This window comes from Bradyrhizobium sp. USDA 376 (assembly GCF_054063675.1).
Genome location: NZ_JBSSGN010000001.1, coordinates 2,239,288 through 2,253,464, shown reverse-complemented (window position 1 = coordinate 2,253,464; position 14,177 = coordinate 2,239,288). Strand labels below are relative to the sequence as shown.

Annotated in this window: 15 protein-coding genes and 2 pseudogenes; 7 read left to right on the top strand and 10 right to left on the bottom strand. The window is 59.9% G+C overall.

All coding sequences use genetic code 11. The features are described from left to right. Positions 1 to 95 precede the first annotated feature (95 nt). On the bottom strand, positions 96 to 1,487 hold the full coding sequence (locus ACVJ19_RS10600) for a peptidoglycan-binding protein (protein ID WP_453949199.1): 1,392 nt from the start codon (positions 1,485 to 1,487) through the stop codon (positions 96 to 98). A 244-nt stretch (positions 1,488 to 1,731) separates the two neighbouring features. Here ACVJ19_RS10600 and ACVJ19_RS10595 point away from each other — a divergent pair, with 244 nt between their 5' ends. Together ACVJ19_RS10595 and ACVJ19_RS10590 are read left to right on the top strand one after the other, a co-directional pair. Next, complete coding sequence (locus ACVJ19_RS10595; RefSeq protein WP_453949200.1) at positions 1,732 to 2,109, top strand: hypothetical protein; 378 nt, start codon at positions 1,732 to 1,734, stop codon at positions 2,107 to 2,109. 114 nt (positions 2,110 to 2,223) lie between these two features. After that, complete coding sequence (locus ACVJ19_RS10590; RefSeq protein ID WP_453949201.1) at positions 2,224 to 2,532, top strand: hypothetical protein; 309 nt, start codon at positions 2,224 to 2,226, stop codon at positions 2,530 to 2,532. Between the two features lie 233 nt (positions 2,533 to 2,765). On the opposite strand, the gene ACVJ19_RS10585 is transcribed toward ACVJ19_RS10590, so the two are convergent. From ACVJ19_RS10585 to ACVJ19_RS10565, 5 genes and pseudogenes are all read right to left on the bottom strand, one after another. Then, a complete protein-coding gene (locus tag ACVJ19_RS10585; protein ID WP_453949202.1) occupies positions 2,766 to 3,551 on the bottom strand; it encodes a bestrophin-like domain in 786 nt (261 codons plus the stop codon). A 10-nt stretch (positions 3,552 to 3,561) separates the two neighbouring features. Further along, positions 3,562 to 4,959 carry a tetratricopeptide repeat protein gene (locus ACVJ19_RS10580; RefSeq protein ID WP_453949203.1) on the bottom strand — a complete coding sequence of 466 codons (1,398 nt, stop codon included), beginning with the start codon at positions 4,957 to 4,959 and terminating at the stop codon, positions 3,562 to 3,564. Between the two features lie 77 nt (positions 4,960 to 5,036). Next, positions 5,037 to 5,201, bottom strand: a pseudogene (locus ACVJ19_RS10575) (JAB domain-containing protein); the annotation flags it as partial. Between the two features lie 246 nt (positions 5,202 to 5,447). Then, the gene (locus ACVJ19_RS10570; protein ID WP_223153803.1) at positions 5,448 to 6,587 is read right to left on the bottom strand and encodes a phosphorylase family protein; all 1,140 of its coding nucleotides are present in this window, start codon (positions 6,585 to 6,587) and stop codon (positions 5,448 to 5,450) included. A 48-nt stretch (positions 6,588 to 6,635) separates the two neighbouring features. After that, positions 6,636 to 6,872: pseudogene (locus ACVJ19_RS10565) on the bottom strand (HNH endonuclease signature motif containing protein); the annotation flags it as partial. Between the two features lie 286 nt (positions 6,873 to 7,158). Between ACVJ19_RS10565 and ACVJ19_RS10560 the strand changes: the two are divergent. From ACVJ19_RS10560 to ACVJ19_RS10550, 3 genes are all read left to right on the top strand, one after another. Continuing rightward, positions 7,159 to 8,970 (top strand): hypothetical protein, encoded by a 1,812-nt coding sequence (locus ACVJ19_RS10560; RefSeq protein WP_011082908.1) that lies wholly within the window; start codon positions 7,159 to 7,161, stop codon positions 8,968 to 8,970. 115 nt (positions 8,971 to 9,085) lie between these two features. Further along, positions 9,086 to 9,640, top strand: a complete 555-nt coding sequence (locus ACVJ19_RS10555; protein WP_011082907.1) for a restriction endonuclease — start codon at positions 9,086 to 9,088, stop codon at positions 9,638 to 9,640. A 5-nt stretch (positions 9,641 to 9,645) separates the two neighbouring features. Continuing rightward, positions 9,646 to 9,873: a restriction endonuclease gene (locus tag ACVJ19_RS10550; protein WP_071908403.1), complete on the top strand. Its 228-nt coding sequence runs from the start codon at positions 9,646 to 9,648 to the stop codon at positions 9,871 to 9,873. 129 nt (positions 9,874 to 10,002) lie between these two features. On the opposite strand, the gene ACVJ19_RS10545 is transcribed toward ACVJ19_RS10550, so the two are convergent. From ACVJ19_RS10545 to ACVJ19_RS10530, 4 genes are all read right to left on the bottom strand, one after another. After that, entirely contained in the window at positions 10,003 to 11,139 is a 1,137-nt protein-coding gene (locus tag ACVJ19_RS10545) for an SAVED domain-containing protein (protein WP_011082906.1), read from the bottom strand. Then, a complete protein-coding gene (locus ACVJ19_RS10540) occupies positions 11,123 to 11,572 on the bottom strand; it encodes a hypothetical protein (RefSeq protein WP_202557271.1) in 450 nt (149 codons plus the stop codon). Before ACVJ19_RS10540 ends, ACVJ19_RS10545 begins: the two co-directional genes overlap by 17 nt. Before the next feature lie 6 nt (positions 11,573 to 11,578). Continuing rightward, complete coding sequence (locus ACVJ19_RS10535; RefSeq protein ID WP_011082904.1) at positions 11,579 to 12,829, bottom strand: nucleotidyltransferase domain-containing protein; 1,251 nt, start codon at positions 12,827 to 12,829, stop codon at positions 11,579 to 11,581. Positions 12,830 to 12,904: 75 nt separating this feature from the next. Then, entirely contained in the window at positions 12,905 to 13,126 is a 222-nt protein-coding gene (locus ACVJ19_RS10530) for a DUF2188 domain-containing protein (protein ID WP_011082903.1), read from the bottom strand. Positions 13,127 to 13,260: 134 nt separating this feature from the next. Between ACVJ19_RS10530 and ACVJ19_RS10525 the strand changes: the two genes are divergently transcribed. Then, complete coding sequence (locus ACVJ19_RS10525; RefSeq protein ID WP_011082902.1) at positions 13,261 to 13,656, top strand: helix-turn-helix transcriptional regulator; 396 nt, start codon at positions 13,261 to 13,263, stop codon at positions 13,654 to 13,656. Beyond that, positions 13,653 to 14,174: an ImmA/IrrE family metallo-endopeptidase gene (locus ACVJ19_RS10520; RefSeq protein ID WP_011082901.1), complete on the top strand. Its 522-nt coding sequence runs from the start codon at positions 13,653 to 13,655 to the stop codon at positions 14,172 to 14,174. Before ACVJ19_RS10525 ends, ACVJ19_RS10520 begins: the two co-directional genes overlap by 4 nt. Positions 14,175 to 14,177: the final 3 nt, after the last annotated feature.

Genomic DNA, 14,177 nt, shown 5'->3' with positions numbered 1-14,177 from the left:
CCTCGTTGTAGAGGCACCCTCTCCCCAACCCTCTCCCGCAAGCGGGAGAGGGGGCGCACCTGTTCTGTGGCAGGCTCAAGCCCGACCTTGTTGTTTTACGTCGTCACCTTCGGCGCCGGTGCGGTGCCTTGCGCCCATTTCTCCAGCTTGCCGAGCACGCCCCAGGCGGTGAGCGCGAGCGAGATCGGCATCGCGAACTGACCGAGGCCCGGCACTGCCGAGACGATCGTGCCGAGCAGCCCGGCAAAGCCTCCTGCATTGGGGGTCGCCGTCACCGACGAGAGCAACGCGGTGATGAGCGAGCCGCCGATGCCGAGCGCGGTCTTCTTGCCGTCGAGCAGCTTGCCGATGGTCTCGCCGAGCGCGCCGTTGACCTGGCCCAGCATCGGCTTGCCGTTGCTGTTGAGCAGCGTGCTGAGCAGGTCGACGACCTGCTTCAACTGATCGACGGGGGCGGGATTGGTGGGCATGACCGGTCCTGGCATCGGCGCCGTCTTGTTGTTGATGAGGGAGAACAGCCGCTCGAACAGGCTGATCGGATCGCTCGGGGCGGGCAGCGTGTTGCCTGGTGTCGTCGGTGCCGGAAGCGTTCCACCGGCCGGTGGCCGCAGCACCTGCGCGAGGTCTTCCAGCCGCTTCAGGACCTGGGACAGGTCGCCGCCCTGCATGACCCCTCCCGGCTGCGTCGCGCGCGTGATGGCGGCGACCGTGGCGCCGTCGAGGAGGCCGGTATCCCTGAGGCCGTTCTGCTGCTGAAACCGCGAGACCGCGGCCCGGGTCTTCGGACCGCTGATGCCGTCCTCGGCGAGCGGCGGGTTGGCGCCGAGCCTGTTGAGCGCCTGCTGCATCAGCACGACCGTCGCGGCCGTATCGTCCTCCGGCTCGATGCGGCCTGCGAATTGCGGGCTGCCGTCGAGCGTGATCGAGGAATCCAGTGCCAGCATCGCATGCAGGATCACGGCCGTGCCGAGCTGGGAATCGACGTGGTTCGCGTCGAACACGTGATCGCGGACGAATTTGCCGGGCCTTGCCTCGGGCGGCCCGTACAGGTTTGAGCCGCCGTAGAGATAGGGCGAATTCACGCCCTTGGCGTGGTAGCCGAAGCCGTTGAAGGCCTCGAGCCGGAACAGCATGCGCGCGATGCTCCAGTCCCGCGCGCCGATGAAATTCTCGATTCTGAACGCGTCCACGGCGCCGTCCACGAAGGTGGCAAACGGGCCGCGCCCTTTCGGCACGATGGTCGTCGTGCGATGCAGCGTTTCGCCGTTGCCGAGATAGGTGTCGAAATCGAAATTGGATTCGCGATAGTGGCAGAGCGCCGTGAAATACCAGGGAACGCCGGTCAGCCGCTCGATCTGCTGATAGGTCGCCTTGCCGTTGATTGCCTTGCGCGCAACCGCATTCGCGTCGGCGTGGCGTCCGGGCCGGATCTCGAGACCGGCCCAATTGCGCTCGTATTCGCTTTTCAAACTCTCGAAGGACACCATTTTCCGCTCCCGCAAATTAATGAATGATCGAATCTCCGTGCAGGTCAAAATGTATCGGGCGCCGTGATCGGCGCGTGAGACCAGCGTGATTGCCGCAAATCTGGCAGGTTGCCGGCCCTGCGCGTGTGAACTGGGTTACAGCCTCCGCGCGAAAATGAGCGTCAGGTGGCGGGGGCGCCCGCGAGGGAACCGGCGGCGTCGCTCGCCCGTTAGCAATGGGACAGGATCCTGCAAGGAGGCCTGCATGGCCAAGCGCGTCCTCGCGATCGGCATCGAACCCGGCGTTGCGGATTACAGCGCATTCCCGCAGCTCACGCCGGATCTCGTGCGCAACTACATCGAGGCGCAGCTGTTGCGCCTGCGCGATTGCGGCTTCGAGGTCACGAGCTGCCTGATCGATCTCGACGCGGCCGCCGAAGCCGCCGTCACCGCGGCGCTGCGCGAGGAGCGCTTCGACTGCATCGTGATCGGCGCCGGCCTGCGCGAACCGAAGCAGCGCCTGCTGCTGTTCGAGAAGGTGCTCAACCTCGTCCATCGCCTCGCGCCGGAGGCCGCGATCTGCTTCAACACCACGCCGGCCGACACCGCCGAAGCCGTGCAGCGCTGGATCGAGCCAACATGACAGGCTCACGGCCGGTTTGAGCCGGGGGGCATCAATCCTTCAATGCAACCACCCGTTGACGTCAGCGGCATTGTGGAACAATCATGTGCCTCGTCATCACCGGTGGGAATCCCCATGTCCAGATTTGTGCTGCTGCTCGTCTGCGCAACGATCCTTGCGGGCTGCGATGCCGTCAGCACGGTGACGGAAGGGTTCAAGCAGTCGAAGGCCGTGGAGACCGACCTCGAGCAATCGACCGGCGTCAAGCCGGCGGTCGGCTTCAATTGGCACAACGGGAGGCTGGTGTTGGTGACGGTTCAATTCCCGCGTCTCTATGAAAACAAGCCGTTGAACGAGCTCGCAGGGCTCGTCCGCGACGCCGTCACCAAGGATTTCAAGCAGACACCCGAAAGGATCGTGCTCGCCTTCGCAGTCGACAAATGAGGCCGGCGCGACCGGCATCCCGCGCGAGCTGGGCTATCGCTTATGAAGAAGCGTGGCGGATAGCTCGCCCCGAGACGCCCGCCGATGGCGGGCCCTCAGGATGAGGGCGGAGTGCGCGGCTGCATTTTCAACGGGGCCTTTGCTGCTTAGCCTCATCCTGAGGAGACCGCTGGAAGCGGTCGTCTCGAAGGACGAGGCGCTTGCTCTGGCCGTCACCAAGCAGCGCTCGCGCTCTAGCTCTTCGCTGCCTCCGGCATGATCTGCAGCAGCGGCTCCGGCTGGATCGAGATCTGGCCGGCGAACGGCCGGTCGTGCGCGGCGATCAGCAGGACGGAGGTGGCGACCCCGGTCGCGAACAGGCCCATCGCGATCGCCGATCCCAGGCGGTTGTCGCAATGGACGAGGCCGATCACCAGCAGCGCGCAGGCGGCCTGCAGGTACAGGCACCACCATTTGACCGGGTTCACCGCGGCGAGGCTGACGATGATCCGTTGCCGCCGCGCGTCCAGCGCCTGCTCCAGCGCGGCGATCAGCTCGCGCTGCACATTGGCCTGACCGGTGCCTTGCGGCGTCATCGTGATGACGAGCTGCAGGGCATCGGCGAGCGGCGGCGGCGTCACCTTCAGCGAGGCCTCCTGATGCGCCATCATCGGCCATTCCACCCCGACGGCCTGTCCGACATAGTCGCGGACGAGGCCGCGCAGCTTCGCGTCCTGCTCCGCCGGCAGGCCTGCGGCCAGCAGCACGGCGCTGCGCAGTGCGCTGGCCTCGCGGCTCACCGCGGCGCTGGCGCGGTCGCTGTCGCCCCAGACCTGTGCCGCGGTGAAGGCGACGAACAGGCCGAAGATGATGCCGAGCACCGGCAGCATGCCCGGCGAGATCGCCTTGAGCGATTTGGCTCGCTCCTCCGTCGCGACCAGCGCGATGGAAACGAACACCGCCGCTGTCAGCAGATAGGTGAAACCGAAGATCACCAGCGCCATCAGGGGCACCGGCAGATTGTGCAGCCAGTCGCTCATGCCGTTCTTGCTACTTGATTCGGGGGCCTAGATCAGCCGCATGTGGCAAGTTGCCCGTGAGGAGGGCAAACCGACGTCTGTCGATCCGCTCGCGCGCCAACTGTCCGGCTGCTGCGCAAAGATCGGGCGTATAGAGCTGGCAAGTTCCTCGCTTCTCGACTGCCTCGTCGATCAGATCCAAAAGTCGTGCAGGCGTGACGTCCGGCGGAGCGGCGATACGACCGGTGACGACGTGCTTTTCCATTTTCTCGTGATCGGCGTGATCGATGTCGGGATTGCGCCAGCAATTTGCGCACATGAGCTTGAAGCTCTCGGAGTGCGTATAAACGATGGCGTCCCCCTCCAGATCTTCGCTGAGGTCGGCCAATTGCCGTGCGGTTTCCTGCGTGCCCGCGAAATCGAAGGCCTGGTAGTTCCGGCGCAGCAGCGTTGCCAGATGAGGGAAGACGGGTACCTGCTGGTCACCGTAGGTGTGATGCGCAATCGGGGCGCCATCCATGAGGATGACATCGCCATAGTCGACGCCGAGATTGCCGTACAGCACGCTGCGGATGATGCCATGGCACGGACTCAGCCGTTCGATCCATACTGTTTCTTGGGCGCCGGGATCATCAAGGTCAGCCCCACGCTCCGCAAGGGGCCGTTCGGCGAGCTTCACCTTGCAGGTCCAATATCTACCTTCCGGCAACCCGAAGCGTCCAAGCTCGATTTTCTGCCCCATGCGCTTCCACACGTCCAGGGCAGTATCGGCGTTCCTGGCGCCCGTGGCGCAGATTCCGAGATTCCACTCGGTGCTGTCGACCACCTCTTGCGCCAGACTTGCAGCCGCCCGGTTTGCCGCCACTCCTTCCGCGAATTTGCCCCGCGTCTTGTAGAAAAGACCCAAATTGTAGTGGTGCGCACTGTTTCGAGGATCAATTTCGGTCAGTTTCCGAAGGCTGCTCTCGGCGATCGCATCCTTCTGGCGCGCCATCATTCGCGCCGACGTAGCGAGCCCGCGGAGTATCTGCTCCTGTTCAGGCCGCCCTTCATAGACCTTGGCCAGGCGGTCCAGCTTCTCGACCATCATCTGGAATATTGCGTGTTCCGGCGGCGGCGCGTTCAGATCGTCAATGTCACGGGCGGCTTCGAGGCATTGGCCAAGCGTCGCGAGGATACCGATGTCGTTATCGTGCGCGTCCGCAATCTCGGAAAGCACGTCTGCCGCGTCCTCCCTCGCGAGGCTTCGCTCGTCGATGATCCATAACAATGCCATCGCGGCCTCACGCTGGTGACGCTGAGCCTTTCGCAAGGGCTGCATCGCCTGCGATGCCGCCTGCTTGCGACCCGCCTGTCCTTCTGCAACGGCGTCACGAAAAATCGCGTCGATCTCGTCGGAAGAGAGAACCGCGCTCGGACCATTCGACATGATCGGCTTCTCCGTGGAGGTATTCGATGGGGGCAGGGATGAGCGGCGTTCTGTGGACGCTCCTCAACCCAGCAGAATTATATCAATCTCATCCCCCGCAAACTCGCATGCCCGCTTCTGCCGACGATAATGTGATCGTGCACGGCGATTCCGAGCGGTTTTGCGATGTCGATGATCGCTTTCGTCATCTGGATGTCGGCCTGCGAGGGCGAGGGATCGCCGGAGGGGTGGTTGTGCATGAGCCTGCGGCGTCTATTATCTATTTGAGTTTGCTGTTATTTTAGATTCTGATCGAGCTGTAGGAGGCGGAGACTGGGGCATGTAGTGGGTGATTGTTCGTGATAGTCACGAGAGTTCACGCTCGGTCCTGGCCGCTTCGATTGGAGTCCTTGTTTCAATGCCCGATCTGTCCGTGACATGCATTTCAGTGCGTATCGACGGCTTACGGACACCGCCGAAAGCATCAGCCTGAATGCTCAGGTTTTCCGTTAACGTGTCCTTTCATCGACGGCTTCCTCCAATACGTGCAACGTATCGCGCCGCTCGAACAGTAAAATTAGCTCTCTGACCCGGGCCGATTTGCGGTCGCCGGGAATTTCGTCAATGTCCACGCCCAGGAGAAAGCAAAGGTTCTTAAACTCTTCCATATCGAACGCCGTACACAGCTCATCGAACAATTTCTTACGTTGAGCTATCGAAATACGCGACTTCGTTGCCGCTACCGAAGCAACGGACTTCGGCCACGCCCCCTCCGAGAGGGAAACTGGGCGCGACTCAATGAAGCTTCGCAAGCACGAAGCCGCGGAATACGCTGCGTACTCTTGCCACATGTCATTCTTTTTGCCGTCGGCGAAGTCGCAGATGGCTCGGATCGTCAAGAATCCCACCTTCTTGACAGCGCTGAATGCCGCAGAAGCGACTCCTGCACTCTCCATCTCAATTGCGATGAGATCGCGTTGCAACGACCGAAGCTCTTGGGCAGCCTCGCTTGAAGCAATCACCTTCTCTCCAGAGGCAATTGGTCCGACATGAATTCTCGGCTCGATGGCGCTCGCGCTTTTCCCATCGGGCCTTGAAGGCAAATGTGCGCGCCACGTTGAGTCGGTCAAGTTCAGTATTCCATCCACGAGGATGGGGTCCGCCTGAAATTGCCGAGCTCGATGCTCCTGATGATTGGGTCGAACCTTCGAGAGCTCATAATAGAAAATGGAGTTCGAGGCCACGATATCGCCGAAGCCCTGATCCTTTCTAGAGATTCCACCAGCAATTCCATTCACAAGTACAAATCGCGGCTTCCATTTGTGGATGAGGTCCGATGTCGCATGTGCGGCATCGAGATTTCCCATCGAATGAAGGAGAGTGGCAACAACTCGATACGAGCCGCCGCGTCTTGTTGGAATCGTTCCGCGAAGGTACGTGCGGGTCGAATCCGATGTCGACGAAATCGGTACCAGCTCAGGAAAATAATGCTTAAGCGCAGCCAATTCCTTCCGCAACGCGACGACAACTGCGAAGTCGACTGATTCGTCCTCCACCTGTCGCGAGAGGTCGGTAGCCTGCTTGTCAGTAAGCTCGACAGCAACCGAGCTGAGAAATGCTGCGACGCGGCTCTCATGGCGCCGTTTCATGAGAAGCAACGAATCCGCTGTGTAAGTGGTCGGATCCTGATCGACCAAACGATGATGCGTTGGACATAGGATGATCAAGTTGTCTGCGTCGTTGCGCGACTCTTCGGATTGCGCGGGATCGAATCTCGGCCCCCCGGGAGAGGCCGCACGAATGTGGCAGAGTTCGCCCAGTAATGCGCGAGATTGAGGCTGAACGAGCTGCGTTGTACATCCCGGGAAAGCGCATAGGCCCCCCGAAGAAGCGAACAGAATCTTTATCGAACGATCACTGGGTTGTCGTCGCATAGCACCTCAAGCACGCTCCGCATGCCGTCGCCCCGTAGTCAAGAGATCATAGCCTTCAACGCCCATCAACCGGATACGTGTCGATAAGCCGACACTTTGTGGCTAACGTTGCTATTGAGCAGGCCGTCTAGAGCTGCGCGACATCGAGTAGCCTTCTAACTCTTCTTTGCGGGGGGCATGTTCTTTCCATTTGCATCGTGGAGGCATTCGCGCTTAAGTTGATCATATTGAAGGTCCGTCTTAATTGACATGGCGTACTTCCGCGCGGAAACGCGACGGGGGATGGATGATCGACTCTCTTCGCGTTGCAAAAACAGCAAATTTTCACATTCTTAAGCGGCAGATGAGCAATGCCGCATTGGATGACCTTTTTCGCCAAGTTCGGGCAAGCCAGCCCTCGGCCTCCCAAAACATATTCTACCATCGGCGCGTCCAAGCTGGGCGCGCGCGTTGGTCTGCGATCTCCTTCCTCTATGACCGCTCGCCTTCATTCTTAACCGAAGACGCAGGAATCCGAGAACGAATCTGCGGATTTATTCTTTTGATCGAATATCGCGATCATCTCGCGATTCTTAAATCCAAGCTCGATCTTCCGGCAGGATTTTTCACCCGCTATCTCGGTCGAGTATCAGCCGAACGCGTGGATCGTGCGGTCGCACGGCAGGGAGCGGTGTTCGAAAAGATTCGGCTTCGAAACATGTCGGTCTCCAAGCACGTGATGAGGAGTAAAACGTTCGAAGCCGATGACCTACAAAATGTTGTCGGGCCTGCTGGCGCAAACCGGTATGTGCCCCAGGCGTACGCGGTCCGGTCGGGAACTGACCACTATTCTACAACTCCTAGCACCGGCAGGATAGGGCAGCGGTCTGATCGGGTCGATCACCTCGCACTTGTGGAGTACGCGAAATCTGTAATTGACGAGCTGGTAGGTGGAAGAGCTGCACCTGCCAGCTTTCTCCGTACCTTAGCCCGCGCTATCGATTTGGCGAGTATTGGCGGCACCGCGCGTCCAACAAGTTTTGCCGTCGACGTTGCGGGATTTGTTGATGCGATCCATGTCGATCGCGAAATCAGACTTGTACATGAAGATAGCGGTAGACTCACTCAACTCTCCAAGCATGAAATCGATGCAGCGTTAAATGAGCTCGATCGTGCGTTTAGGGTCAGCGGCGACGGAAAGAGGATGGATATCTTCGACGGTGCTGATTCGGTTGGAGCAATTGCAATCAACCAAGCTCGCGTAGCATTGCGTGACTTGCAATTGCCGATCACTGCCGGCATCGAGGTCGAAAGTACAGAGTATGCTCTCGGTCACGATCCAAATCGGATCTCGCTCCGACGCTACATCGATCGCGAGGATAAGTTCATATTGCTGTTCGACGCCCTCTCTTTAGCTTACATCGACGGGACCTTGTTCCGCGACGAAGGCTTTGTAGATGGTGGCGCAGCCCTGTTGCGCCATTTGCGCTCTGATCCGCTCCTAGACGGAGTGACTGATGAAAAGGGTAACTTTTCGACGCGAAAGGCCACCTTTGATGCTGACTCCACTTTCGGTGTGATCGAAGCGAGTGTTGCGGACGGGGACGATGTGCTTGTGTGCGACGATCTTGGCGACGAATGGGCGGACTATATTGGGCTAAACAACTCCAGCAGCCCGCCTAGAATTACCTTTTATCACGCAAAGCATGGTCCACTATCGCTCGGTGCTGGGCCGTTCCATATCTCCGTGAGCCAAGCAATTAAGAACTTGCAGCGTATGAGCCTTCCGCCGGAATCGATGGAAGCGAAAATTCGTGGTTGGAACAACAAGTATGTAAGCGGTAGCGGAGTCAAAACCCGGATCAAGAGGATTGTCCGAGGCGATGCCGACGAGCTAATGAACGAATTCGCTCAAGTGCGGCTTGCGCCGGATGCAATTCGTCGGGTCTTCATCGTGACCTCTTCGCTGAGCCGCGGTGCTGTTGAAGAGGCGCTAAAGGAAGTCGCAGCCGGCCAAGCGCCAGACCCATACTTCGTTCAGCTCTATTGGCTGTTGATGTCATTCTTCTCGGCGTGTACCGAAATGAACGCACATGGATACGTGATCTGTCAAACTTAGCAGGCGCTGATCACGGAGTCGGTATTCGAAACTGCGATTTGGCTATTCCGGCTGTTAAGGCCCGACAGCCGGCTGACTGCTAACCTATGCGCAGTTGTAGTAAAGAGCGCGTGCCATGCTTACTTTGCAGCAGATGGAAGAGGTAAGGGTTCGCCTAGCGCAGCAACTGATATTCTACATGCCCGTTAAGCTGTTTCCTATTGCGCAGAAATTAGCGTTTCCGATTCTTTTAGAGTTCACACGACTAGTGGATTTTAGGAATCTGGAAATTCCACCAGAGAAGATCAAAATTACTGACTTGATCTACGAAGACAGGCTTCCGTCAGTGTTCGAGTCGTTTATCGCTCGGCGGTTTTCCGAGGGGAATAAGCAAGCGGAGTTGCGAGTAGCGGGAATCATTACACCAGATCACAAGATCGTCCTGGCAGATCGTAAAACGGCAGAGGGATTTCTAATAAAGGCAAACTCAGCGGTTTGGTATGAAATTGTAGCAAGCCTGCAATCGGATTGGAGCCAAGCGTATTCACTTTCTGCGACGCGTTGGGAAGAGATCGTCGCTGGTGCCTTCGATAAAGCGGGGTTCGACGAGGTGACATTAACGCCACGCTCAGGGGATCACGGACGGGATGTCATAGCTGTTCGAAGGGGGTTGGTTGCATCAAGATCATAGGATCGGTGAAGGCGTATAAGCCGAGGAACGAGGTTTCATATGATGACATTCGTGCATTGCTGGGCGTACTCAGCGGGGAGCAGAATGCCTCTAAGGGAATCCTGACTACAACGTCGGACTTTCCGCCAAGGCTAATATCTGATCCGTTCATAACTCCCTTTCTGCCGACGCGTCTCGAATTGATGAACGGTGACAGCCTTCAAAAGTGGCTTGGTGGCCTCCTGAAAAAATAGGCTTCTCCCGTTCGGATACATGCCTCTACGAGAGAGGGCTTGGGTCCGGACTTAATTGATCCACCAGGTAATCGCAGCGGCGAGGAGGATTGCGGACAGGAAGATGTCCGCGCGCTTGTCGCATCGGGTTTAGGGAATATCGAAGGTCCGTATGAACCCGTGCGATCGATTGTTGTCGTAGAGCCGGAGGGAAAGATCCGATTTGGGCATCCAGACGCGGCCGACCTCGACCGCCAGGGAGGCGGGAAGCGCGGGAAAAACATGCAGCAGCGTTCCCTCGCCATGCCGAGCCTTGATGCGGTCGTAGAGCCGTCGGAGTTCGCGCCGAAATGCGGCCTGATCGTCAGCTCGCCGCAAGACGTCGTTGTGAGGTTGATCCGCGCAGAGCGACCAGATCGCGGCTTCGTCGCCGAGAACCGCCTGGAGTCGCGCGTCGGTCACGGTAGCGCTGACACCGAGCTTTAGCGCGACCGAGCCTGACAGCCCGATATCCGGTTCGGTGACCTGGAATGTGATCGGGGGGCCATCGGACGCCCATCGCCAACTCGCGGGTTCGCGATGCCTTTGATGAACGACGGCCGGAACGATATCGCAGAGCAGCCGGCCAAGCTCGATCAGCAGCGGCTGCGGTGCGAGTGCGAATACGCTTAGATGCCTAATCTCCTGTCGCTCTACGCGGCCTCGCACCTTCGCTTCGAACTGGCGTCTCAGGTTCTCGCGCTGGACCGTCCAATAGGCAGGCTCGTTGTCTCGAAACGCACAGCCTACCATTTCAAGATCCAACCTCTGGCCGCTGGCTGGGTGGCGGTCGGGCGGCATCGCCGAAAAGATCGCCTGCGTCGATACAAGCGCCTCGTTGTCACAAATGCTCGCCCCAAACCTGATGACGTGAGATGCCCGGTCTTCGTCGATGCCGGCAACGATCGCGATCCGGCCCTCGTGCTCGGCTTTCATAGTTAGCAGAACAGATTCCGGATGATCGGCGACGGCGTCAAGATCGATCAGCTTGTGATGTCGGGCGCACATCAACATTAGATTTTCCAGACTACGCGCGAGCTGAGTCGACCGGATCGGATCGCCGCGCGGGCCGCCTTCGACGTCAGCCACGATGTGTGCGATGAAGCCGAAGATCCCGTCTTGCCGCCCGGCCACCAGGTCGCCGACCAAATCAGTATTGCATCCACGATATTGGCAGCGGCCAGCAGCCCGCGCCCACAGCGCCGATTGGACCTTTTGCGGAATGCTGCTCTTAGACACCGACGCCACCTGCTACGACGTGGCGGCCGCTCGCTGTCCATTGACCCGTTGCGCGCCAGCCCTCGTAAGCGGCAAGCCACTCGATCACCCAGGGCACAGTTGTCTGCGAGAGGCTGTCGAACGGCGACCAATCGTCGGAATCGGGATCGAGCATGCATAGCGTCACTTCGCCATCCGAACCGTAGTACACGTGAGGGAGCCTACCCTCCGGGTCGCCCGGACGGTGCCGTAACGGCGGTGACAAGACTTTGACGCGTGGCTGGAGAATGCGCACGTCGAGCCGTTCGATCACCAGCGGCGCTCGATAAGTGATCTCGACCTGAAACGTCTGAAGCAAAGGCCGGAGAGGGCCCTGCCACGCCGCGATTGCGCCGTGGCGGCCGATGAGTTTCAAGTTCGGCCACAAGGAAGCCATGTCAGTGATCTGGGCGTCGACCGTCATCACCACTTATCGGCGCTCTCCCATGTTGGTGTGTGCGCGAGCCGCGACTGGCGCCAGGCTGGTCGCCGCGCCGATGATCGCCGGCGCGGCGGGAACGAACAGGCCGCCGGAGCGCGTATAACCATGCTGCCGTGATTGAACTTGGCGCCCGAGCCGCTGGTTGAAAGCTTTGACAGAACGCGTGACGACCCGGTCCCCGAACTGCCCGCGCAACCACTCCTGCAAGTCCTCCAGCTGCACGTCGCCGGTGCGGGCGGCTTCGAGCCCGTTAGCGAGGGTGTGCAGGTGGCGAGAATAGGTTGTCTGTTGCAGCTGAGATTCTGGCCAACGGTCGGTGAAACGCTCGACCGGAAATTCGGGGTTGGGCACGACCAGGAGCTGGCCGCGCTTCGCGGCGTCGTCGATCGCGCGGGCCGTCCAGCGCGCCTGCCGGATCAGCATTTCCGCAAGCCTCATGCCCGGACGGGCGGCATGGCCGGCATGGCACGACAACATCACCGATGGCGGGATCCGGCCCGTCTCGGTCGCGTAGGCGATGTTGCGGTGCCGCTTGATTAGCTGCAGCGCGACCGTCGTCACGCTCTTGATGATGAGCGGCGTTTGCGGCGGAACGTCCTCGACGTCCGCTGCGGCGAAGGCGATTCCGGCCTGTTCGTACAGCTGACGATTCAGCGCCAGCGCGAACCGCTCCTCGGTAGGCGTTCGGGCGCAATACCACTTCCCGAAGGCATATGAGTTCATCGGCACATAGCGCGCCGGGTCGCTGCGAGTCCCCTTCTTCGCATGCGGGATCTCGCCTTCCTTCTCCTTCGGCGCCCGCCGCCGCGACGGCGTAATGTCAAGATGCATGCCGTCGGCGTAGTAGAGCGTGATGCACCGAGTTTGGCGCACGACCTTGCTTACCGGGTAGCTCTCGAGTGCGGCTTCCAGGTCATCCAGCAGCGCCTCGGGACCGAGGTCGGGGCCTTCGATCTCGGCGACGATATCGAGATCGTACTCGTCGTCCGTGCCGCGGGTCGACGTGGTTGCGTCGATTGCCATGGAGCCCTGGGGATAGAAGCAGGCGACCCTGCCTTCGAGCGGACTACCGGGTCGTTCGATGTAGCGTCGGACCGCCTCATATCGCTCGACCGCCTTGGCATGCAGGCCGGGCGGAAGCTGAATATTGATGGCAAGCTCGGCGAGTACCGCGTCCAGCGGGTCGGCAAAGGGATCATCAGGCCGATCATCGCGGCGCAGGGACGGAAAATTCGACATCGATATTGGTCCTCTTCTTTGAATGACCTCCGCGCGCCGATCCGACCGGATCGCCCTGGTGAGCGATCCGTTGGGTTATCCTTTCGGCGGGAAGGGATCGTTTCCGTAGGAGTTGGCGTCGCGAATGCGGCCATCGGGACGGTGGATGACGACTTCGCCGTGCTCGCGAAGCGCAGTGCTACGCGCCGCCTCCGTCGCCTCGGCTTGGGTGTGATGGGTGGACCCCACCCGCAACGCCCCCTCACGTCGGGTTGCCCAACCTGATTCGTGCGGCACGACATGAATGCGCTTCGACATCTCGGTTCCTTCGCCTCGTCGGTGAGCGTCGCGCTCTCCGGCGGGATATGGATTCCTGAGATTGGCCAATATGTCAAGTAATGATCACACTAGTAAGTTTGTAATAAGCACATAATGTTTGCGGGATTGACATTATGCCCGAAGCAGCGCAAACATCGGCGATGGCGGGCAATCCGGTCTATATAGCGTTCGGCAACGCGGTCTCGACGCGGCGCAAGGCTCTTTCGCTGACCCAGGCCCAGTTGGCGAGCAAAGTTAAGATGTCTCGCGCGTCGATCGCCAACATCGAGAGCGGCCGGCAGAACATATTGCTGCACCATGTCTATGCCCTCGCCACCGCGCTTGATTTCGCGAAGGTCGCCGACCTGCTGCCGCCAATGCCGCATAAGTCCATCGGGGAGGAATTGAAGATGACGCTGGTCAATGAGAAGCTTTCGAAGGAGTCGCTGTCCGAGAACGCGGGCGCCCAGGTCGCTGATTTGATCAGCAGCGCGCTCGCGCCACGCCGCGGCTCTAAGGTCGGATCGTGAGGGACGCTGATCCAGGTCGAGCGCGCGAAGCTGCGCGCTCGATCCTTCGGGAGTTCGGCGTTTCAGCGCCGCCCGTCCCTGTCGAACGCATCATTAAATCGCGCAAGATCGTCCTTCAGTACGCACCGCTGGAGGAGGATCTTTCGGGCATGGCCTATATCAAGGACGGCATCGGCATCATCGGCGTCAATGCGCTACATCATCCCAACCGCCAGCGTTTTTCCGCCGCCCATGAACTCGCCCATCATGTGCTGCACGACGAAGACATCAGACAAGCCGTTCACGTCGACAAGGGGATACGCGTTCTCTTCCGAGATGATATCTCAGCGCTCGGAACCGAACCGATAGAGATCGAAGCCAACGCCTTCGCCTCAGAGCTGTTGATCCCCGGCGACCTCTTAGCCGCCGTCTTGGAAGGCGGTGGTGTGGATCTCGAGGACGAGGCAGCGATTGAGGGTCTCGCGCGCCGGTTTAGGGTAAGCCCGGCGGCGATGCGTTTCCGGTTGACTCGTTGGTAGCAC

Coding starts and splice junctions, on each gene's coding strand:
- ACVJ19_RS10600 (WP_453949199.1), bottom strand. CDS start 1,487: ATGGTGTCCTTCGAGAGTTTGAAAAGCGAATACGAGCGCAATTGGGCC.
- ACVJ19_RS10595 (WP_453949200.1), top strand. CDS start 1,732: ATGGCCAAGCGCGTCCTCGCGATCGGCATCGAACCCGGCGTTGCGGAT.
- ACVJ19_RS10590 (WP_453949201.1), top strand. CDS start 2,224: ATGTCCAGATTTGTGCTGCTGCTCGTCTGCGCAACGATCCTTGCGGGC.
- ACVJ19_RS10585 (WP_453949202.1), bottom strand. CDS start 3,551: ATGAGCGACTGGCTGCACAATCTGCCGGTGCCCCTGATGGCGCTGGTG.
- ACVJ19_RS10580 (WP_453949203.1), bottom strand. CDS start 4,959: ATGTCGAATGGTCCGAGCGCGGTTCTCTCTTCCGACGAGATCGACGCG.
- ACVJ19_RS10570 (WP_223153803.1), bottom strand. CDS start 6,587: ATGAAACGGCGCCATGAGAGCCGCGTCGCAGCATTTCTCAGCTCGGTT.
- ACVJ19_RS10560 (WP_011082908.1), top strand. CDS start 7,159: ATGATCGACTCTCTTCGCGTTGCAAAAACAGCAAATTTTCACATTCTT.
- ACVJ19_RS10555 (WP_011082907.1), top strand. CDS start 9,086: ATGCTTACTTTGCAGCAGATGGAAGAGGTAAGGGTTCGCCTAGCGCAG.
- ACVJ19_RS10540 (WP_202557271.1), bottom strand. CDS start 11,572: ATGACGGTCGACGCCCAGATCACTGACATGGCTTCCTTGTGGCCGAAC.
- ACVJ19_RS10535 (WP_011082904.1), bottom strand. CDS start 12,829: ATGTCGAATTTTCCGTCCCTGCGCCGCGATGATCGGCCTGATGATCCC.
- ACVJ19_RS10530 (WP_011082903.1), bottom strand. CDS start 13,126: ATGTCGAAGCGCATTCATGTCGTGCCGCACGAATCAGGTTGGGCAACC.
- ACVJ19_RS10525 (WP_011082902.1), top strand. CDS start 13,261: ATGCCCGAAGCAGCGCAAACATCGGCGATGGCGGGCAATCCGGTCTAT.